The sequence below is a fragment of the Kitasatospora sp. NPDC058406 genome (assembly GCF_042722765.1).
Lineage (GTDB): Bacteria > Actinomycetota > Actinomycetes > Streptomycetales > Streptomycetaceae > Kitasatospora.
Genome location: NZ_JBHXKE010000101.1, coordinates 1 through 19,261, shown reverse-complemented (window position 1 = coordinate 19,261; position 19,261 = coordinate 1). Strand labels below are relative to the sequence as shown.

The window sequence follows — 19,261 nt, the reverse complement described above, 5'->3', positions numbered from 1 at the left end:
CAACCCGTCGATTATGTCCGAATTGGATGGTAAACCGGCGCTATGCGTCCTTCGTGGCCGTCCACGGCGCGCCCGGCACCACCAGCGGGGTCCCCGTCACGGGGTCCGGCACGACGACGGAGTCCAGCCCGAACACCTCGCGCACCAGCTCCGCCGTCACCACCTCCGCCGGCGGTCCCTGGGCGACGATCCGCCCGTCCCGCATGGCGACCAGGTGGTCCGCGTACCGGGCGGCCTGGTTGAGGTCGTGCAGTACGGCGACGACTGTCCGCCCGCGCTCCACGTTCAGCCGGCGGACCAGGTCCAGCACCTCCACCTGGTGCGCGATGTCCAGGAAGGTGGTCGGCTCGTCCAGCAGCAGGATGTCGGTGCCCTGGGCGAGGGCCATCGCGATCCAGACCCGCTGGCGCTGCCCGCCCGACAGCTCGTCCACGCCGCGCTCGGACAGGTCGGCGGTGGAGGTCCGCTCCAGCGCCTCGGTGACGGCGGTCTCGTCCTCCGCCGACCACTGCTGCCACCAGCTCTGGTGCGGCTGGCGACCGCGCGAGACCAGGTCGGCCACGGCGATGCCCTCGGGTGCGGTCGGCGACTGCGGGAGCAGCCCGATCCGTCGGGCGATCCTCTTGGTGGGGACGCGCGCCAGCTCCTCGCCGTCCAGCAGCACCGCGCCGCGGGTCGGCTTCAGCAGCCGGCCGAGCGCGCGCAGCAGGGTGGACTTGCCGCAGGCGTTCGGTCCGACGATCACCGTGACCTTCCCGTCCGGGATCCGCAGGTCGAGCCCCTCGGCGACGGTGCGGGTCTCGTAGGCGAGGGTCAGGCCCCGCGCTTCGAGCCGGTGGAAGGGCTCCGGCCGGTCGGAGCCGGACGGGCAGGAGCCGGACGGACCGGAGCCGGGCTCGGCGGACACCGCGTCAGCGGACATCAGGAACCTCCACGACGGGAACGGATCAGCAACCACATCAGGTACGGCGCGCCGACCAGCCCGGTCACCACGCCGACCGGCAGTTCGGTGGGCGCCAGCAACCGCCGCGCCACCAGGTCGGCCAGCACGACGACCAGCGCACCGGTCAGCGCCGAGCAGAACAGCGGGATCTGCGCCGAGCGGGCCAGCCGCAGCGCGATCTGCGGGGCCATCAGCGCGACGAAGTCCACCGGGCCGGCCGCTCCCGCCGCGCAGGAGGCGAGCACGATGCCGAGCAGCGCCATGCCGAGCCGGATCCGGTCCAGCCGCAGGCCCAGCCCGACGGCGGTGGTGTCGTCGAAGGAGATCGACCGCTGCGCCCGCGCCGCCCAGAGCGCCGCCGGCAGGGCGGCGAGCAGCACCCAGCCGAGCGGGCCCGCCTGGTCGTAGCCGGAGCCGTTGAGGCTGCCGGTCATCCACACCTTGGCGGCCTGCGCCTGGAAGCCGTCGCCCTTGGTGAGGAAGACGGAGGTGAGGGAGGAGAGCGCGACCGAGATGCCGATGCCGATCAGGACGAAACGCTGCGCGTGCAGCCCCCGCCGCCAGGCCAGCAGGTACACCAGCAGGCCGGCGGCCAGTCCGCCGCCCACCGCCGCGTACGGCACCTCGCCGGCGGAGCCGACCACGCCGTACGCCATCAGGCCGACCACCGTCGCCGTCGCGCCCCAGGAGACGCCGACCACGTCGGGGCTGGCCAGCGGGTTGCGGGCGACGGTCTGGACGAGCGCGCCGGCCAGGCCGAGGGCGGTGCCGACCAGCAGGCCCACCACCACCCGGGGCAGCCGGAACTCGCCGACCACCAGCTCGTGCGGGCTGGGCCGCCCCAGCACCACCTTCACCACCTCGCCCGGCGCGACGGTGGACTCGCCCAGGCAGAGCGAGGCGACGACGGTGGCGGCCAGCACCAGCAGCAGGCCCAGGACGGCGGCGGCCGAGCGCCGGTGCAGGAGGAACGAGGCCCGCCCGGCGCGCAGCACGGTGTAGCCGGGCAGGGAGACGGCGCTCATGCCGCGACCACCTTCCGCCGCCGGACCAGTACGACCAGCACCGGCACCCCGACCAGCGCGGTCATCACCCCGGCCGGCACCTCGGACGGCGGGAAGAGGACCCGGCCGAACGCGTCGGCGAGCAGCAGCAGCGCCGGGCCGAGCACGGCGGAGAAGGTGAGCACCCAGCGGTGGTCGGCGCCGGCGACCGCCCGGGCGGCGTGCGGCACGGCCAGGCCGACGAAGGCGATCGGGCCGGCCGCGGCGACCGCCGAACCGGTCAGCACGGTCGCGCCGAGCGCGCCGACGGCCCGGACCGTCCCGGTCCTGGCGCCGAGCCCCTTGGCGGTGTCGTCGCCGAGCGCCAGCGCGTCCAGCCCGCGCGCCACCGAGAACACCAGCACCGTGCCGACCAGCAGGAACGGCAGCAGCTGCCAGGCCACGTCGGAGGTGCGGCCGGACAGCGAGCCGACGTGCCAGAACCGGAACTGGTCCATCGCGGCCGCGTCGGTGGTGAGGACGAGCGTGTTGAGCGAGGCGATGAACGCGGACATCGCGGAGCCGGCCAGCGCCAGCTTGATCGGGGTCGCCCCGCCCCGGCCGCGGCCCGCCAGCCCGTACACGAGGACGGTGGCGACCACCGCGCCGGCGAAGCCGAACCAGACGTACCCGGTGAGCGTGGAGATCCCGAACGCCGAGATCGCCACCACGACACCGGCCGCCGCGCCCTGGCTGACGCCGAGGATGCCCGGGTCGGCGATGGGGTTGCGGGTGATGCCCTGCATGACGGCGCCGGCCAGACCGAGCGCCGCGCCGACCGCGAGGCCGACCACCGTCCGCGGCACCCGCAGCTCGCGGACGACGACGGCGTTGGTGGTGTCCCCGCCGTGCAGCAGGGCGTCGACGGTCTCGCCGAAGGGGATGGTGCGGCTGCCGACCGCGAGGCTCAGCAGCGCCGCGGCGACCAGCACGGTCAGTGCGGCGGCGAGCCAGAGTATTCGGCGGCGCAGCAGTCGCTGCTTGCCGGGCGCGGTGGTGTCGGTCATGGCTCTCTCTCGCCGATAGCTCAGGCAAACCTAAGTTCCACGGAGAAGCCGGGGCAAATCGTCCGGTCCGACGGCTCCCGGGGCCCGCTCCGGAGGGTTGGATAGCCTGGCGGCATGCCTGCGACCCCGGACGCCCCGCTCACCGTCGGTTTCGACCTCGATATGACGCTGCTGGACACCCGGCCCGGCATCCGGGCCACCTACCTGGCGCTCTCCGCCGAGACCGACACCTACATCGACGCCGACCTGGTGGTCACCCGGCTCGGGCCGCCGCTCCTGGACGAGCTCCGCAACTGGTTCCCGGAGGAGGGCCTGGACGCGGTCGCGGACCGGTACCGCACGCTCTACCGGGACCACGCCTTCGCCCCGACCGTCGCGCTGCCCGGCGCACACGCCGCCGTCGACGCGGTCCGCTCGTACGGCGGCCGGGTCGCCGTGATCACCGGCAAGTACGAGCCGAACGCCCGGCTCCACCTCGACCACGCCGGTCTGCACGCGGACGCGCTGGTCGGGGACCTCTGGGCGGAGACCAAGGGCGACGCGCTGCGCGAGCACGGCGCCGGCGTCTACGTCGGCGACCACCTCGACGACATCCGGGGCGCCCGGCACGCGGACGCGGTCGCGGTCGGCGTGGCCACCGGTCCGTACAGCGCGGCGGAGCTGCTGGCGGCGGGCGCGGACGTGGTGCTCGCCGACCTCACCGAGTTCCCGGCGTGGCTGGCCGGGCACCTCGCGGGGCGCTGACGGCGGACCACCGCCGGGGCGCGCCCGCCCGGGGTCGTCAGGCCCCGGCGCGCGCCCGCCTGCGCTGGTCCCGCGCGGAGAGCAGCAGCCCGCTCAGGGCGAGCAGGAAACCCAGCGGCATCAGCATGCTCAGCCAGTACGCGGCCGACGGCAGCGGCGTCAGATCGAGGAAGAGCGGGACGAAGGTCACCAGGGTGGCGAGCGCCCCGAGCCCGAAGACGATCGCTCCGGCCTTGACGTAGGCATCGCCGCGGTCGGCGCTCTGGCTGCTCACTGGGCTTGCTCCTCTGCGGGGTCGGCTGTCGCCCCAGTCTCGCAGAGGCCCGCAGGCCGTCGCCCCGGCGCCGGCCTGCGGGGTCGTTCCGCGGACCGGCGGTCCCGTCACGTTGCGCAGTTTTCCGGGCGCTGGGAGTTTTGATCCCTGTTGGGCGGGGGTATGCAGGCTGTGCCGAGGGGCGCACCCGTGCGCCCCGCTCTCTTGGACCGGGGGTGTGAGCCTGTGGAAAGCGCCGAGCCGCGCCCCGGCCATGCCGGTACCCGGTCGCCCGCGGTCGCCGGAGCTCCGTACGGATCTTTCGCGGAACGCGGATGAGACAGTGACGGACCGTTAGTCTGCTCTCTACAGCGTGCTGACCGTACGCGCCTCGTCGGCGCGTCCCCCCAAGGTCGGTCCGCCCACCCACCACCCCGTGATCCCCGGCCAGGGCCGAGGATCCCTCACACCCATATCGAGGACTGTTCGAGATGCCCACCGGCCAGGTCAAGTGGTTCAACGAGACGAAGGGCTTCGGCTTCCTGTCGCGCGACGACGGCGGCGACGTCTTCGTCCACACCAAGGCGCTGCCCGCCGGTATCACGTCGCTGAAGCCGGGCCAGCGGGTCGAGTTCGGCGTGGTCGCCGGTCACCGCGGCGACCAGGCGATGCAGGTCCAGCTGCTGGAGGCGCTGCCGTCGGTGGCCGCCGCCCAGCGGAAGAGCCCCGACGACATGGCGGCGCTCGTCCAGGACCTCATCACGATGATGGACGCGGTGCTGCCCGGTCTCCAGCACGGCCGCTACCCGGCCAAGCCGGCCGGGCAGAAGCTGGCGGTGCTGCTGCGCGGGGTGGCGGAACAGTTCGACGTGTAGGGCGTCCCGGGCCCCGGAGATCGCGGGGCCCGGAGAACACGGGCCCCGGGGAGTGCGGGGCCCGGCCGTGCGGAGCGTCGGGGGAGCTCCGGGCGTCGCCCTAGAAGTCCAGCGCACCCGGGCCGAGCGGGGGCACCAGCCCTTCGGCTGCGGCCCGGGTGAGCAGCGCGCGCACGGCGGCGTGACCCTCCTCGCCCAGCTCCGCGGTGAACTCGTTCACGTACAGCGCGATGTGCTGGTCGGCGACGGCCGGGTCCATCTCCTGGGCGTGCGCCAGCACGTACTCCCGGCTGGCGGCCGGGTCGTCCCAGGCCTGCCGGACGGAGGCGCGGATCGCCTCGGTGAGCGCCCGCAGCCGCTCGGCGCCCAGCGAGCGCCTGGCGATGATCGCGCCGAGCGGGATCGGCAGGCCGGTCTCCCGCTCCCAGGCCTCGCCCATGTCGGCGAGGCAGTGCAGGCCGTAGTCCCGGTACGTGAACCGGGCCTCGTGGATGACCAGCCCGGCGTCCACCCGGCCGTCCCGGACGGCGGGCATGATCTCGTGGAACGGCAGGACGACGACCTCGCCCAGGCCGCCCGGCACCGCCGTGGCGGCCCAGAGCCGGAACAGCAGGTAGGCGGTGGACCGCTCGGAGGGCACCGCGACCGTCTTCCCGCTCAGGTCGTCGCCGCTGTCCGGGCGGGTCAGCACCAGCGGGCCGCAGCCGCGCCCGAGCGCGCCGCCGCAGGGCAGCAGCGTGTACTCGTCCAGCACCCAGGGCAGCGCCGCGTAGCTGACCTTGAGGACGTCCAGTTCGCCGCGTTCGGCCAGGCCGTTGGTGACGTCGATGTCCGCGAAGGTGACCTCGGGGACGTCCGCGCCCGGGACGCGTCCGTGCGCCCAGGCGTGGAAGACGAAGGTGTCGTTGGGGCAGGGCGAGTAGGCGATGCTCAGCCGTTCAGCCACGGCCGGCCTCCTTCGACGCGTTCCGGCAGGATGTCAGCAGTTCGGGGTAGGGGAGGGCGGCGAAGGCGCGCTCCAGCGCGGCCAGCGCGTCGCCGATCCGCCAGGCCGCCCGGTCGCGGGGGCCCACGGGGTTGGAGACGGTGCGCAGCTCGAACACCGGCACCCCGTGCCGGGCCGCCGCCTCGGCGACCCCGAACCCCTCCATCGCCTCGGCCGCCACCCGCGGGTGGCGGGCGGCCAGCTCGGCGGCCCGCCCGGCGCTGCCGGTCACCGTGGAGACGGTCAGCACGGTGCCGGTGAGGACGGGGCCGGCGACGGCGGCCAGCGCCTCGGCCGCGAGTGCCACGGCAGCCGGGGCGGGGGTGTGCCGGACGGTTCCGAAGCCCAGCTCGGTGACGTCGGCGAAGCCCTCGGGGGTCTCCGCGCCCAGGTCGGCGGCGACGATGTGCTCGGCGATCACGGTCGCGCCGACCGGCGCCTGCGGGGCGAAGCCGCCGGCGATCCCGGCGGAGACCACCAGGTCGTAACGGGCGGCGGTGAGGGCGGTGGCCGTGGCCGCTGCTGCGGCGGCGGGGCCGACCCCGCCGGCCAGCACGTCGACCGTCACGCCCGACGGGTGCTCGACCCGGTCCGGTGCGCCGCCGGGCCACCGCACGTCGGGGGCTGCGGGAGCCGCCGGACCCGCGGATGCGTGAGCGGTCGCGTGAGTGGCCGCTTGAGCGGTCGCTTGAGCCGTCGCGGGAGCGGAGGGGGACGCGCAGGCGCCGGCCGCGGTCAGACCGCGCAGCACGGCCTCGGCTTCGGGGGCCACCGCGACGACGACGAGCAGCCGGGCCCGCGCGGGGCCCGACTGCTCGTCGGGAAGTCGTGCCGTCACCGGACGGCCGTCAGTTGTCCTGGGTGTTCAGCTGGAAGTACCAGACGCCGTAGATCGATTCGGGCTGGTCCGGGTCGGTCTCCACCACGGTGATCAGGGTCTTGCCCGAGGCGTTGAGCGCCTTGCTGGCGGGGACCGAGCCCGAGTAGGTGGTGTCCTTGGCCGCCGAGGCCAGGATGAACCGGCCGCCGGATCCCTGCTGGCCGCCGTTGGTGTTGGCCCACCAGCCGCGGTCGGCCACCTCCGGGCTCACACCGACGCCGATCCGGTCGCTGACGACCACGTCCGACTTGGGAAGCGTGCCGCTCTCCAGGGCCTTGGCGGCCTTGTCCTGGCACTCCTCCTGCTGCAGGTCGGTCAGCGGGCTGCCGTCGTTGAAGCAGAACGGGTCCGCCGCGAACGAGGAATTGCCGACCGTCAGGGTCACGCGGTGGTCGCTGATCTCGTGCTGGCCGGACGCGAACGCGATGGACCCGCCGACCGTGCCGGCGCCGATCACGACGACGGCGCCGAGGGCGGCGATGACACGGGTGCTGAGGCTCATGCGTCAGAGGCTACCGGGCTTTCCCGATCACGCTACGCGGGGGTCGGCAACCGCGTGTTGTGCCTCGGCCGGTGCGGGGCGCCCACGGCACCCGAGGGGCCCGCGCGTGCCGTGTCACCCCGGGGCGCGCCGGGGCGCCTCACGCCACCCGGGGCGCGGTCGAGCGGTGTCGCAACCCCACCCGGAAGAGCGAGCGGACCGTCCAGAGCAGCACCGCGCCGACCACGGCCGCCGCCACCGAGAGCCCCAGCGCCCCGTTCAGCGGCAGCAGGATGCCGACCGCGCCGCCGACCACCCAGGACATCTGCAGCAGCGTCTCCGACCGGGCGAAGGCGGAGGTCCGCACCGACTCGGGGACGTCCCGCTGGATCAGGGCGTCCAGCGACAGCTTGCCCAGCGACGCCGCCACCCCGGAGGCCCCGGCGACCAGGACCACCGTCACCGCGCCGTACCAGAGCGCGGCCGCCGCCGTGGCGCAGCCGGCCAGCAGCAGCATCGCCGTGACCGTCACCTCCGGGCCGCGGGTGCGCAGCATGGCGCCGAGCACCGAACCCAGCGCGTTGCCCGTTCCGGCGGCCAGCGCCACGATCCCGAGCGCCAGGGTCGGCTGGAGACTGCCGATCGGCTCCTCGCGGAGCAGGAACGCCAGGAACATCACCAGGAAGCCCACCAGCCAGCGCAGCGCCGACATCGCGCGCAGCGCCAGGATCACCGACGGTCCGACGGTGCGCAGCGACGCCTTGGGCCGCTGGTCGGCGGGCGCCGGCTCGTCCGCCTTGCCGTGCAGCACGCCGTGGTGCCCCGGCCCGTGCTCCTCGGCGTGCAGGACGGCCCGCTGCTCACCCTTGGCCGAGTCCACCTTGTGCGGCAGGTGGAAGGCCATCAGGGTGCCCGCCACGAACACCAGGAACGCCCCGCGCAGCGGCCAGCCCGGCCCGATCAGGTGCAGCAGGCCGCCCACCCCCGCCGCCACCATGGTGGCCAGCAGCCCGGCCAGGGTGACCCGGGAGTTCGCCTTCACCAGCGACAGCCGGCTCGGCAGCAGCCGGGGCACCACCACGCTGCGCACCACGCCGTACGCCTTGGACGCGACCAGCACGCCCAGGGCCTCCGGGTAGAGCGCCAGTCCGCCGCCGGTCACCACGCCGGCCATCGTCCAGGCGAGCACCGCCCGGGCCAGCATCGACATCGCCATGGCGGCCCGCCGTCCGTGCGGCAGACGGTCCAGCAGCGGGCCGATCACCGGCGCGAGCAGGGCGAACGGGGCCATTGTGATCAGCAGGTAGAGCCCCACCCGGCCGCGGGCCTCGCCGGTCGGGACGGAGAAGAAGATGGTGGAGGCCAGCGCGACGGTGATCAGCATGTCGCCGAAGGAGTTCAGCGCGTGCAGCTCGATCAGTTTGGCCAGGCCCGACTCGCCCGCGCCCTCGGCGGAGGTGGCCCGACGGATCCGGCGGCCGGTGCCGTGCACCATCTTGCCGGTGCGGGAGCCGGCGGCGGAGGCGGTGCGGACCAGGAAGTTGCGGCGCCGCTCCCCGTCCTCCTCCTCCGGTTCCTCTCCCGGTCCGGCCTGTCCGGTCTCCTGTCCGGTCTGCTGTTCGACCTCGGGGGTCCCGGCGGCCTTCCGGAGATCCACGGTCGTCCCAGACGCCCCGGACGTCCCGGTGTCCGTGAGGTCCCCGGGTACGTCGGCGGCGTCGGGATGCGGGTCGGGATGCGGGTCGGGGTGTGAGTCGGCGGGCGAGGCGACGGGGCCGGACGCGGACGCGGGAGCGGGCGTCGTGAAGGAGTCCACCGGTTGCGGTTCGCCCGCACCGTGGACCGGGGGTTGCTGTCGCGGCACGGCGTTCGCCTCGTCGGGGCTGCCGGCCTGCGAGGGGCGCAGTACGTGCTGCGACGGTTTTTCGTCCGCCACAAGGCCATCCTGCCCCAGAATCGGGAAGGCAACGCGAGATTCCGCTCCGCGCGGCGCGGCCGGGCACGGTCCGTGAGCACGGCGGGTACCGCTCTCCGGCGCTTTCGCGCACCGCCGTCCCGGCACAGGGACGGCCCCGGACTGTGCCGGGTGGCCGACCGACGGGTAGCCTGCCCAGGGTCCGCCCGAGCGATCGGCCGGCGCCCGTCGGACCCGGCGAGCGGCGCGGCCGGTATCCGAGGCGGGCCGCGGTCGCGCAGAATGGACGAGGGACACCGAGCCGCGACGGACAGGCAACACGCCGTGGGTGACAGAAGAACTGGGAGAGAATCGACGCCGTGAGTGCTGCGATGCGAAGCCGTACCCCTGATCGGCTCTGTGCCGAGGCCGTCGAACTCGCCCGCCAGGCTGCGGAAGAGGCGGTCGGCACGGAAACCGTGGGAGCGCACCTCGGCGTCCAGGCGGAGGCCGACCGTGTCGTCACCCACACCTTCGAGTGCCTCGACGCGGCCTACCGCGGCTGGCACTGGGCGGTCACCGTGGCGCGCGCCCCGCGGGCCAAGAACGTGACGCTGGACGAGGTCGTGCTGCTGCCCGGCTCCGACGCGATCCTCGCCCCGCAGTGGGTGCCGTGGAGCGAGCGGCTGCGTCCGGGTGACATGGGACCCGGTGACCTGCTCCCCACCGACGCCGACGACCTGCGCCTCGAACCGGGCTGGACCGGCGAGGACGAGCCCGCGCCGAACTCCGTGGTGGCCCAGGTCGCCCAGGAGGACGTGGTGGTCAGCGACCCGCACGTCGAGCCCGCCCCGGCCCGCGCCCAGATCGGCGCCGTCGCCGACGAGCTCGGCCTGGGCCGCAGCCGGGTGCTCTCCCGGCTCGGTCTGCACCTGGCGGCCGACCGCTGGGAGAAGGCGCACGGCTCGCAGACCCCGATGGCGCAGTCGGCCCCGGCCTCCTGCGTCAGCTGCGGCTTCCTGATCCCGATCGGTGGCACGCTCGGCCAGGCGTTCGGTGCCTGCGGCAACGAGTTCGGTCCGGCCGACGGCCAGATCGTCTCCTTCGCGTACGGCTGCGGCGGCCACTCCGAGGCGGCGGTCATCCCGGCCCCGCCGGCGCCGTCCGAGCTGATCCTGGACGAGCTGGTCGTCGAGCCGATGCAGTTGCACCCCGACCGCACCTCCGGCTCCGTGGAGCCCGACGCCCCGGCCGAGGAGCTCGGCCACTCCTGAGCCCGACGGCTTTCCGCGTCCGGCCCCGCCCACCCGGGCGGGGCCGGACGCCGTCGTACGGGCCCGTCCGGACGCCTCCGTGCCGGCGGACACGCTCCCGGCGCCGGACCGCCCCGCACCGCCGGACGCCGCCGCACCCCTCCTGATCGGCCCGGACCGCGGTGCGCACCCACCCCGGTCGGCCGGGGGTCCCCGGGCGGGGGACAATGCCCCGTACGAAGTACAGGGCGGCGGAAGGCGGCAGGTCCAGTGGAACCTCGGATCATCGGCAGCGGAATGGACGAGCACCTCGCGGACCACTTCGGCAGCGCCGGTCTGCGCCGCCGTGTGCTGGACGCCTGGGCCGCCTCCCCGGCCCGGTTCCGGGAGGACGCCAACGCCGAGGAGGAGCTCGCGCTCGGCGGCTACCGCGACCGGCTGGTGGTCGAGTTGGCGCAGAACGCCGCCGACGCCGCGGCCCGCGCGGGCGGCGCCCCCGGCCGGCTGAGGCTCACCCTGGCGGACGGCGTGCTGGCCGCCGCCAACACCGGCGCGCCGCTGGACGCCGCCGCCGTCGAGTCGCTCTCCACCCTGCGTGCCTCCTCCAAGCGCGACTCCGAGGCCGGGGGCCGGCCCACCGTCGGCCGGTTCGGCGTCGGCTTCGCCGCCGTCCTCGCCGTCACCGACGAACCCGCCGTGCTCGGCGCGGCCGGCGGCGTGCGCTGGTCGCTCGGCGAGGCCCGCTCGCTGGCCGAGGCCCAGCCCGCACTCACCGAGGAGCTGCGCCGGAGGGACGGTCATGTGCCTTTGCTGCGGCTGCCGTTCGCGGCCGAGGGCCCGGCGCCCGACGGCTACGACACGGTGGTCGTCCTGCCGCTGCGCGACGCGGCCGCCGAGGACCTCACCCGTCGTCTGCTGGCCGCCGTTGACGACGCCCTGCTGCTGACCCTCGCGGGCCTCTCCGAGATCGTCGTGGAGACCCCGGACAGCACCCGCGTCCTCACCCGCAGCGCCGCCGAGCCGCGTCCGGACGGCGTCACCGAGGTGACCGTCACCGACGACGCGGGCGGCAGGCTGCGACGGACCGTCTGGCAGACCGCCGGCGCCTCCGGCTCCCTGGACGCGGCCCTGCTCGCCGACCGTCCCACCGAGGAGCGCTCCCGCCCGTACTGGACGGTGACCTGGGCCGTTCCGGTCGACCCCGAGGGCACCCCGCAGGCGCCCGGGGTCGACCCGGTGCTGCACGCGCCCACGCCCAGCGACGAGCCGCTCGGCCTGCCCGCGCTGCTGATCGCCTCCTACCCGCTGGACTCCACCCGCCGGCACGTCGCCCCGGGCCCGCTCGCCGACTTCCTCACCGAGCGCGCCGCCGACTGCTACGCCGACCTGCTGCGCTCCCGGGGCGGCGACCTCGGCTCGCTCGGGCTCGTCCCCGGGCCGCTCGGCCAGGGAGCGCTGGACAACGCGCTGCGCGCCGCGATCCTCTCCCGGCTGCCCGGCACGCCGTTCCTGCCCCACCCGGCGCCGGTCGCGCAGGGGACGCCCGCGCTGCGCCCCCGCGACGCGACGCTGCTGGAAGGCGCGGACGGCTCGGTGGTCGAGGCGCTGGCGCCGATCTTCCCCGGCCTGCTGCCGGCCGGCCTGGAGCGCCGGACCGAACTGCGGGTGCTGAACGTGCGCCGGGTGCCGCTCGCCGAGGTGGTCGACCAGCTCGGCGGCCTGGACCGCGAGCCGGCCTGGTGGCGGAACCTCTACGCGGCGCTCGGCGGGGCCGACCCGGAGGCGCTCGGCGCGCTGCCCGTCCCGCTCGCCGACGGACGGACCGTCACCGGCCCGCGCCGCGTCCTGCTGCCCTCCGACGACGCCGACTGGGCGGCGTTCCCCGGCTATCCCGAGTCGCTGGCCGGCGCGCTGGCCGTGCTCGACCTCCGACTCGCCCACTCCGAGGCCGCGCACCCGCTGCTGGCCAAGCTCGGGGCCGGCGCCGCCACCCCGGCCGGGGTCCTGGACACCCCCGAGGTGCGGGCGGCCGTCGCGCGTTCCTACGAGGTGGCCGAGGACGACCCGGACGCCGCCGCGGACCTCGCCGATGCCGTCCTGGCCCTGGTCAAGGCGGCCGCCCCGGCCGTGGGCGAGCACCCCTGGCTGGGCCGCCTCGCGCTGCTCGACGACGAGGGCGAGCCGGCCCGTGCGGGCGAACTCGTGCTCCCGGACAGCCCGTTCGCCGCCCTGGCCCGGGAGGACGACGCCGGCTGGGTGGACGACGACCTGCTGGAGCGCTGGGGCCCCGAGGTGCTCACCGCCGTCGGCGTGCTGGCCGACTTCGTGCTGGTCCGCGCCGAGGACGTGGTGCTCGACCCGGACGACCTGGAGCGGCTCGACCCGACCGCGCCCGCCGACCGCGCGGCCGGCGGTCACCCCACCGGCCTGATCGACGAGGCGCCGGACGGCCTCGCCGAGTGGGCCGAGGACGTGCTGGAGGTCCTGAACGCCGACGCGGGCAACCCGACGGGCCTCCCACCGGTCGCCGCCGAGCTGCTGGCCGTCCGCGACCTCGATCTGGTGGAGGACGACGCGTGGCCGCAGGCGCTGGCCGCGCTCGCCCGGCCGCCCTACCGGGACGCCGTGGTCACCCCCGTCCGCACCCTGCTGCCCGACGGCTCGTACGCCGACCTGCCGCCGTACACCGCCTGGTGGCTGCGTGACCACCCGGTGCTGGACGGCCGGGAGCCGGCCGGGCTGCGCGCGGCAGGCGCCGACCCGCTGCTCCGCGGCCTCTACGACGAGGCGCGGACCGCGCTCGACGAACAGTTCCTGCACGCGCTGGGCGTCCGCACGACGCTGACGGCGCTGCTGGCCGAGCCGCACGGGCCGGACGAGGTGCTGGACCGGCTCGCCGACCCGGAGGCCGAGGTCGGGCACCGCCAACTGCACGGCATCCACAGTGCGTTGGCCCGCGTGCCGGTCGAGCGGATCGAACCGCTGGACGTGGTGCGGGCGTTGCCGCCGCTGGACCGCTCCACCGGCCGCCGCCCGTCGCGGACGGTGATCGTGGACGCTGCCGACGCGGTCGTCGCGGACGCCCCCGACCTGGTTCAACTCCTGCACGACCACGCGTTGTTGCCGGTGGCTCCGGCGCTGGCGGCCGACCTCGCCGAGCGGCTGCACGTCTCGCTGGCCAGCGAGGTGGCCGGCGGGCGGGTGCTCTCCGAGGGCGCGCTGCACCGGGTGCCGGCCGTGGTGCGGGAGTTGCTGCCCGGCTGTCCGGTCGCCTACGAGGAGCACGAGGAGCTGCTGGTGGTCGGCCCGGACGGCGGCGAGGCCGCCGTCGACTGGCGCTGGGACACCGGGGCGGACGCACCCGAGGCGCCGTACGACCCGGAGTCGGCCGAAGAGGCCGACGAGGACGACGAGTTCGAGGTCCCGCCGGTGCCCGGTCTGCTGCACGCCGCCACTCCGGAAGGGCTGGCCGCAGGGCTCGCCTGGTCGGTGGGCCAGTGGCACCGGCGGTTCGAGGTGCTGGCCGCGCTCAGCGAGCCCGACCGGGCCTACGAGCTCTCCGCGGCCCGGGACTTCGAGGGCTGAGCGGGGCGGCCCGGTCGGGCCTGCTCCGGCGCCCGGGTCGCCGCCCGGGTCGCCGCCCGGGCCCGTTCCGGTGTCAGGTCCCGCAGCTGTTCCCGCACCCGTTCCGGCGTTTCAGGAGCGGGTGCCGGAGCGGGTCCGGCCACGCGCGATCAGTCGCAGGTAGATCCCCAGCGTCACGACCACCCAGACCGCGCCGAGCAGGGCCGTCGCCACCTTCACCAGCCGCGGTCCGGCGTCGACACCGGCGAGCGTGCCGGCCCCCACCAGCGCCAGGGCCAGCAGACCGGTCGCCAGCAGGCCGCCCAGGAAGGCGGTGAACGCCTCCAACTCCCCACCCCTGCGCGCCATGCGGAACCCCCCCCGGTTCGGGCTCGATCCGTCCAGTGCGGTCAATCATCCGTCCTGCGTCGCATGATGCGCCAGGTCACTTCCAGCAGAATTCCGGCGATCAGCGCGATCCCGACGCCGATCCACGGGTCCCGGGTGCCGGACAGCGAGAGCTGGAAGAAGTCGGAGAGCCACGGCACGGTCAGGACCAGGGCGAACGCCCCGCCCATCGTCCCGATCAGCAGCAGCCGCCACCAGTTGTACGGCCGGGCCACGATCGCCAGCACCCAGATGGCGACCAGGAAGAGCGTCAGGGTGGCGACGCTGGTGTCCGATTCGAGGTCGGTCGCATGGTCCGCACGGGCCAGTGCGTACGCGGTGAAGGTGGCTGTACCGGCGATGATGCCGCCGGGGATCGCCAGCCGGAGCACCCGCCGGACGAAGCCGGTCCGGGCCCGCTCGTTGTTGGGCGCCAGTGCCAGGAAGAAGGCCGGCACGCCGATGGTGAGCGTGGAGAGCACGGTCGAGTGCCTGGGCAGGAACGGGTACGGCGAATGGGTGAAGATCACCAGCAGGGCGAGCAGCACCGAGTAGACCGTCTTCACCAGGAAGAGCCCGGCGACCCGTTCGATGTTCCCGATCACCCGCCGGCCCTCGGCGACCACCGAGGGCATGGTCGCGAACGAGTCGTCGAGCAGCACGATCTGCGCGACCGCCTTGGTGGCGTCGCTGCCGGTGCCCATCGCCACGCCGATGTCCGCGTCCTTGAGCGCCAGCACGTCGTTGACACCGTCGCCGGTCATCGCCACGGTGTGGCCGCGCGACTGCAGGGCGCCGACCAGTTCGCGCTTCTGCTGCGGGCTGACCCGGCCGAAGACGGTGGTCCGCTCGGCGGCGTCGGCGAACGCCTCCGGGTCGGTGGGCAGGGTGCGCGCGTCCAAGGGGTGGTCGGCGCCGGGCAGCCCGAGGTGGGCGGCGACCGCGCCGACCGAGACGGCGGCGTCGCCCGAGATCACCTTGGCCTGGACGCGCTGGCTCTCGAAGTAGCGCAGGGTGTCGGCGGCGTCGTCGCGCAGCCGCTGCTGGAGCACCACCAGGGCGAGCGGCCGGAGGCCGGCGGCCGGGTCGGGGGCGTCGAGCGGGGTGGGCGTGCGCCCGAGCAGCAGCACCCGCAGGCCCTGGGTACCCAACTCGTCCACCTCGGCGAGCGTCGGGTGGCCGTCCGGCAGCAGCACGTCCGGTGCGCCGAGCAGCCAGGTGGCCTCGCCGCCCTGCGGCTCCAGCAACTGCACGCCGCTCCACTTGCGGGCGGAGGAGAAGGGCATCGCCTCGATGACCCGCCAGCCGCCGCTCCGCTCGCCGCTGCCGTCGCCGTAGGCGTCGATCACGGCGCGCATCGACGGGTTGGGGCGGGCGTCGGCGCCGGCCATCATGCCCAGCGCCTGCTTGACGATCTCCTTGACGGTGCCGCGGTCGTCCAGACCGTCCCGGGCCTCGGGGCCGTCCTGGCCGTCCCCGGTGCCCGTGATGCTCCGCCCGACCGGGCCCCGGCCTTCCCGGTCCGGGTCGCTCCCGTCGGGACCGGTCTCGATCAGGCGCAGGTCGACGACGTCCATGCCGCCCTCGGTGAGGGTGCCGGTCTTGTCCAGGCAGACGGTGTCCACCCGGGCCAGCCCCTCGATCGCCGGCAGCTCCTGCACCAGGCACTGCTTGCGGCCCAGCCGGACCACTCCGATCGCGAAGGCCACCGAGGTCAGCAGCACCAGTCCCTCGGGCACCATCGGCACGATCCCGGCGACCATCCGGCGGACCGCTTCCTTCCAGTCCCGGCCCTCCACCGCGAGCTGGCTGATGATCAGACCGATCGCGGTGGGCACCAGCAGCCAGGTGATGAACCGCAGGATGCTGTCGATGCCGCTGCGCAGCTCCGACTTCACCAGGGTGAACCGGCTCGCCTCCTCGGCCAGCTGTGCGGCGTACGCCTCGCGGCCGACCTTGGTGGCGGTGAACGCGCCGGCACCGGCCACCACGAAGCTGCCGGACATCACCTGGTCGCCGGGCTGCTTGAGGACCGGGTCCGGTTCGCCGGTGAGCAGGGACTCGTCGATCTCCAGGCCGTCCGCCTCGGTGACCTCGCCGTCGACGATCACCTTGTCGCCGATGCCGAGCAGCACGGTGTCGTCCAGCACGATCTCGCCGACCGCGAGCTGCTGGACGGTGCCGTCCCGGCGGACCTGGGGTTTGGCCTCGCCGATCAGCGCGAGGCTGTCCAGGGTCTTCTTGGCGCGCAGCTCCTGGATGATGCCGATCGCCGTGTTGGCGACGATGACCAGGCCGAAGAGGCCGTCCTGGAGGGGGCCGACGATCAGGATGATCCCGAACATCACGCCGATGATCGCGTTGAACCGGGTGAAGACGTTGGCCCGGACGATCTCCTTGGCCGAGCGGCTGGAGCGGACCGGGACGTCGTTGACCTCGCCGCGGGCGACCCGCTCGGCCACCTCGTCGGCGGTCAGGCCGCCGCGCCGGCCGGGCAGCAGCCCGAGCGGGTGCGCGCCTTCGGGCTTCTCCTCGGTGGGCCGGTCCTCGGCAGGCTGGGCAGGCTGCGTCATGGCACCGACTCTACGGGTGCCTTATGTCCGATGCGTGCTACTAAAGGACTATTCAGTCCGACCGGGTGGCCGGGTCCGTGCCGTTCCCGTTCGGGGCCTGCGCCCGGGCCTCGGCGGCCCGGCTGCGGGCGATGGCGTCCCGGCGGGCGCGGCAGTACCAGAGGCCGATCAGGCCGAGGCCGCTGCCGGCCAGGCAGATCCAGGGCCAGTTCCCGTGGCCGTGGTCGGAGAGGGTGCCCCAGAAGGGCAGCAGCACCAGGAAGGCGACGAACCACACCACCGTGCCGCCGCCGACGATGGCGACGTCGTTGGCCTCCAGCGACGGGGGCGAGGGGTGCAACGGCGTCTTCGGCATGGGCTCTAGGGTACGGTGCGGCGGGCGCTTGTCCGATTCCGTGCCGCAGCTGTCTCTTTCTTTCCGGAAACCCCTTCGTTCTACGCGCGAAGATGGCGTACGAGCGAACAGGGAACTCATACTTGTGTCCCCGGTCGGCCGCGGCATGCTCAGAACACCTTGCTTCGTGCCCGTCCCACCGGGCCGCCCGGCCACCGTCGCTCCGGGTGGGTCCCCCTCTCCTCAGCCCCCACCAGAGGATGCAGCATGCCCGTGGCCCAGCCGACCGCCGAGTCGCCCGAGCCCACCTCCGACGCGCCGAAGCCCCCGTCCGGCGCGATGGACCGTTACTTCCGGATCAGCGAGCGCGGCTCCACCCTGCCGCGCGAGATCCGCGGTGGCATCGCCACCTTCTTCACCATGGCGTACATCCTGGTGCTCAACCCGATCATCCTGGCCAGCGCCACGGACATGAACGGCGCCCACCTGGACAGCGCCCAGCTGGTCACCGCCACCGCGCTCACCGCGGGCCTCACCACGCTGCTGATGGGCGTCATCGGCAACGTCCCGATCGGCCTCGCCGCCGGCCTCGGCGTCAACACCATCGTCGCCCTCCAGCTCGCACCCAAGATGACCTGGCCCGACGCGATGGGCATGGTGGTGCTGGCCGGCTTCGCGATCATGCTGCTGGTCGCCACCGGCCTGCGCGAGCGCGTGATGAACGCCGTCCCGCTCGGCCTCCGCAAGGCCATCGCGATCGGCATCGGCCTCTTCATCAGCCTCGTCGGCCTGGTCGACTCCGGCTTCGTCAGCCGCATCCCGGACGCCGCCCACACCACCGTCCCGCTCCAGCTCGGCACCGGCGGCCACCTGCTCGGCTGGCCCGTCCTGATCTTCGTGCTCGGTCTGCTGCTCACCCTGGTGCTGATCGTCCGCAAGGTGCCCGGCGCGATCCTGGTCTCGATCGCGGTCATGACCGGCCTCGCGGTCGTCATCGACAAGATCGCCGACATCCCGGCCCTCAACTGGGGCCTGACCGTCCCGGCCTGGCCCGGCAACCCGGTCGCCGCCCCCGACTTCGGCCTGGTCGGCGAGGTCAGCCTCTTCGGCGGCTTCGAGAAGGTCGGCGTCCTCACCGGCGTCCTCTTCGTCTTCACCGTGCTGATGTCCTGCTTCTTCGACGCGATGGGCACCATCCTCGGCGTCGCCGACGAGGCCCACCTGCTGGACGAGAAGGGCGACCTGCCGGGCATCAACAAGGTCCTGATGATCGACGGCATCGCCACCGCCGCGGGCGGCGCGACCTCCTCCTCGGCCAACACCTGCTTCGTCGAGTCGACCGCAGGCGTCGGCGAGGGCGCCCGCACCGGCTTCGCCTCGATCGTCACGGGCGGCCTCTTCGTGGTGGCCCTGTTCCTCACCCCGCTCGCCACCATGGTCCCCGCCCAGGCCGCCACCCCCGCCCTGGTCGCCGTCGGCTTCCTGATCCTGGCCAACTCGATCAAGGACATCGACTGGGCCGACTACACCATCGCGATCCCGGCGTTCCTGACCATCGTGATGATGCCGTTCACCTACTCCATCACCAACGGCATCGGCTTCGGCTTCATCACCTTCTGCATCCTGCGCCTCGCCGCCGGGCGTGGCCGCGAGGTCCCGGTCGCGATGTACGCGGTCTCCGCCGTCTTCGCCTTCTACTACCTGATGCCGGCCCTCGGCCTGCTCTGACGGACCCGCACGCTGCGGCGGACACCGTGCGCGGCGTGCGGCCTCCGGGGCTCGGCATTCGTCGTGCGGGGCGGTGGCTGCCCGCTCCGTCCGGCCGGGAACGCGGACGGGGCGGCGCAGGCCGACGGGGTGTCGGGGTACGCCGCCCCGGGGCGGGGCGAGTGGCGGGTGGTGGTGGGTGCCGCCATGGCGGCTACTTCGGGTCGCGGTTGAACGTCGAGGTCGACCAGCGGTAGCCGAGCGCCGCGAGGCCCAGGCACCAGGCGACGGCGAGCCACCCGTTGTGGCCGATCTCGCTGCCGAGCAGCAGTCCGCGC

Annotated in this window: 16 protein-coding genes and 1 pseudogene; 5 read left to right on the top strand and 12 right to left on the bottom strand. The window is 74.4% G+C overall.

Going from position 1 to position 19,261, the window contains the following annotated elements; genetic code table 11:
- Positions 1-40 precede the first annotated feature (40 nt).
- Genes ACFWOG_RS20880 through ACFWOG_RS20870 form a run of 3 tightly spaced genes read right to left on the bottom strand, consistent with a single transcriptional unit; the run spans position 41 to position 2,993 of the window.
- Positions 41-922 (bottom strand): ABC transporter ATP-binding protein, encoded by an 882-nt coding sequence (locus ACFWOG_RS20880; protein ID WP_380360161.1) that lies wholly within the window; start codon positions 920-922, stop codon positions 41-43.
- Positions 922-1,968 (bottom strand): FecCD family ABC transporter permease, encoded by a 1,047-nt coding sequence (locus ACFWOG_RS20875; protein WP_380360159.1) that lies wholly within the window; start codon positions 1,966-1,968, stop codon positions 922-924. Before ACFWOG_RS20875 ends, ACFWOG_RS20880 begins: the two co-directional genes overlap by 1 nt.
- Entirely contained in the window at positions 1,965-2,993 is a 1,029-nt protein-coding gene (locus tag ACFWOG_RS20870) for an iron ABC transporter permease (RefSeq protein WP_329877092.1), read from the bottom strand. Before ACFWOG_RS20870 ends, ACFWOG_RS20875 begins: the two co-directional genes overlap by 4 nt.
- A gap of 114 nt (positions 2,994-3,107) precedes the next feature.
- Here ACFWOG_RS20870 and ACFWOG_RS20865 point away from each other — a divergent pair, with 114 nt between their 5' ends.
- Positions 3,108-3,737, top strand: a complete 630-nt coding sequence (locus tag ACFWOG_RS20865) for an HAD family hydrolase (protein ID WP_380360157.1) — start codon at positions 3,108-3,110, stop codon at positions 3,735-3,737.
- A gap of 37 nt (positions 3,738-3,774) precedes the next feature.
- Here ACFWOG_RS20865 and ACFWOG_RS20860 read toward each other — a convergent pair whose 3' ends face one another.
- Positions 3,775-4,011, bottom strand: coding sequence for a hypothetical protein (locus ACFWOG_RS20860; protein WP_329877088.1), 237 nt, complete (start codon positions 4,009-4,011; stop codon positions 3,775-3,777).
- Positions 4,012-4,481: 470 nt separating this feature from the next.
- On the opposite strand from ACFWOG_RS20860, the gene ACFWOG_RS20855 reads away from it, so the two are divergent.
- A complete protein-coding gene (locus tag ACFWOG_RS20855) occupies positions 4,482-4,865 on the top strand; it encodes a cold-shock protein (protein WP_329948958.1) in 384 nt (127 codons plus the stop codon).
- A gap of 100 nt (positions 4,866-4,965) precedes the next feature.
- Here the strand turns inward: ACFWOG_RS20855 and ACFWOG_RS20850 are convergent, their stop codons facing one another.
- From ACFWOG_RS20850 to ACFWOG_RS20835, 4 genes are all read right to left on the bottom strand, one after another.
- A complete protein-coding gene (locus ACFWOG_RS20850) occupies positions 4,966-5,811 on the bottom strand; it encodes a 1,4-dihydroxy-6-naphthoate synthase (RefSeq protein WP_329948957.1) in 846 nt (281 codons plus the stop codon).
- Positions 5,804-6,688 carry a futalosine hydrolase gene (locus ACFWOG_RS20845; RefSeq protein WP_380360154.1) on the bottom strand — a complete coding sequence of 295 codons (885 nt, stop codon included), beginning with the start codon at positions 6,686-6,688 and terminating at the stop codon, positions 5,804-5,806. Before ACFWOG_RS20845 ends, ACFWOG_RS20850 begins: the two co-directional genes overlap by 8 nt.
- A gap of 10 nt (positions 6,689-6,698) precedes the next feature.
- The gene (locus tag ACFWOG_RS20840; protein ID WP_380360152.1) at positions 6,699-7,232 is read right to left on the bottom strand and encodes a hypothetical protein; all 534 of its coding nucleotides are present in this window, start codon (positions 7,230-7,232) and stop codon (positions 6,699-6,701) included.
- A 139-nt stretch (positions 7,233-7,371) separates the two neighbouring features.
- A complete protein-coding gene (locus tag ACFWOG_RS20835) occupies positions 7,372-8,706 on the bottom strand; it encodes an MFS transporter (RefSeq protein ID WP_329877173.1) in 1,335 nt (444 codons plus the stop codon).
- Between the two features lie 791 nt (positions 8,707-9,497).
- On the opposite strand from ACFWOG_RS20835, the gene ACFWOG_RS20830 reads away from it, so the two are divergent.
- Positions 9,498-10,379 (top strand): DUF3027 domain-containing protein, encoded by an 882-nt coding sequence (locus ACFWOG_RS20830; protein WP_329877171.1) that lies wholly within the window; start codon positions 9,498-9,500, stop codon positions 10,377-10,379.
- A 276-nt stretch (positions 10,380-10,655) separates the two neighbouring features.
- On the top strand, positions 10,656-13,943 hold the full coding sequence (locus ACFWOG_RS20825; RefSeq protein ID WP_329877079.1) for a sacsin N-terminal ATP-binding-like domain-containing protein: 3,288 nt from the start codon (positions 10,656-10,658) through the stop codon (positions 13,941-13,943).
- 111 nt (positions 13,944-14,054) lie between these two features.
- Here ACFWOG_RS20825 and ACFWOG_RS20820 read toward each other — a convergent pair whose 3' ends face one another.
- The 3 genes from ACFWOG_RS20820 to ACFWOG_RS20810 are packed head-to-tail and all read right to left on the bottom strand — an operon-like array spanning position 14,055 to position 17,237.
- Positions 14,055-14,291, bottom strand: a complete 237-nt coding sequence (locus ACFWOG_RS20820; protein ID WP_329877077.1) for a hypothetical protein — start codon at positions 14,289-14,291, stop codon at positions 14,055-14,057.
- A 41-nt stretch (positions 14,292-14,332) separates the two neighbouring features.
- Complete coding sequence (locus tag ACFWOG_RS20815; RefSeq protein WP_380360149.1) at positions 14,333-16,882, bottom strand: HAD-IC family P-type ATPase; 2,550 nt, start codon at positions 16,880-16,882, stop codon at positions 14,333-14,335.
- Between the two features lie 52 nt (positions 16,883-16,934).
- Positions 16,935-17,237: a DUF2530 domain-containing protein gene (locus ACFWOG_RS20810; RefSeq protein WP_329877073.1), complete on the bottom strand. Its 303-nt coding sequence runs from the start codon at positions 17,235-17,237 to the stop codon at positions 16,935-16,937.
- 246 nt (positions 17,238-17,483) lie between these two features.
- On the opposite strand from ACFWOG_RS20810, the gene ACFWOG_RS20805 reads away from it, so the two are divergent.
- On the top strand, positions 17,484-18,944 hold the full coding sequence (locus ACFWOG_RS20805; RefSeq protein WP_329877071.1) for an NCS2 family permease: 1,461 nt from the start codon (positions 17,484-17,486) through the stop codon (positions 18,942-18,944).
- Between the two features lie 193 nt (positions 18,945-19,137).
- Here ACFWOG_RS20805 and ACFWOG_RS20800 read toward each other — a convergent pair.
- Positions 19,138-19,261 (bottom strand): annotated as a pseudogene (locus tag ACFWOG_RS20800) (ABC transporter permease); the annotation flags it as partial.

Bases quoted from the DNA above. Each gene is read 5' to 3' on its own strand.
- ACFWOG_RS20880 (WP_380360161.1), bottom strand. From the start codon at position 922: ATGTCCGCTGACGCGGTGTCCGCCGAGCCCGGCTCCGGTCCGTCCGGC.
- ACFWOG_RS20875 (WP_380360159.1), bottom strand. From the start codon at position 1,968: ATGAGCGCCGTCTCCCTGCCCGGCTACACCGTGCTGCGCGCCGGGCGG.
- ACFWOG_RS20870 (WP_329877092.1), bottom strand. From the start codon at position 2,993: ATGACCGACACCACCGCGCCCGGCAAGCAGCGACTGCTGCGCCGCCGA.
- ACFWOG_RS20865 (WP_380360157.1), top strand. From the start codon at position 3,108: ATGCCTGCGACCCCGGACGCCCCGCTCACCGTCGGTTTCGACCTCGAT.
- ACFWOG_RS20855 (WP_329948958.1), top strand. From the start codon at position 4,482: ATGCCCACCGGCCAGGTCAAGTGGTTCAACGAGACGAAGGGCTTCGGC.
- ACFWOG_RS20840 (WP_380360152.1), bottom strand. From the start codon at position 7,232: ATGAGCCTCAGCACCCGTGTCATCGCCGCCCTCGGCGCCGTCGTCGTG.
- ACFWOG_RS20835 (WP_329877173.1), bottom strand. From the start codon at position 8,706: ATGGTGCACGGCACCGGCCGCCGGATCCGTCGGGCCACCTCCGCCGAG.
- ACFWOG_RS20830 (WP_329877171.1), top strand. From the start codon at position 9,498: ATGCGAAGCCGTACCCCTGATCGGCTCTGTGCCGAGGCCGTCGAACTC.
- ACFWOG_RS20825 (WP_329877079.1), top strand. From the start codon at position 10,656: ATGGACGAGCACCTCGCGGACCACTTCGGCAGCGCCGGTCTGCGCCGC.
- ACFWOG_RS20820 (WP_329877077.1), bottom strand. From the start codon at position 14,291: ATGGCGCGCAGGGGTGGGGAGTTGGAGGCGTTCACCGCCTTCCTGGGC.
- ACFWOG_RS20815 (WP_380360149.1), bottom strand. From the start codon at position 16,882: ATGACGCAGCCTGCCCAGCCTGCCGAGGACCGGCCCACCGAGGAGAAG.
- ACFWOG_RS20810 (WP_329877073.1), bottom strand. From the start codon at position 17,237: ATGCCGAAGACGCCGTTGCACCCCTCGCCCCCGTCGCTGGAGGCCAAC.
- ACFWOG_RS20805 (WP_329877071.1), top strand. From the start codon at position 17,484: ATGCCCGTGGCCCAGCCGACCGCCGAGTCGCCCGAGCCCACCTCCGAC.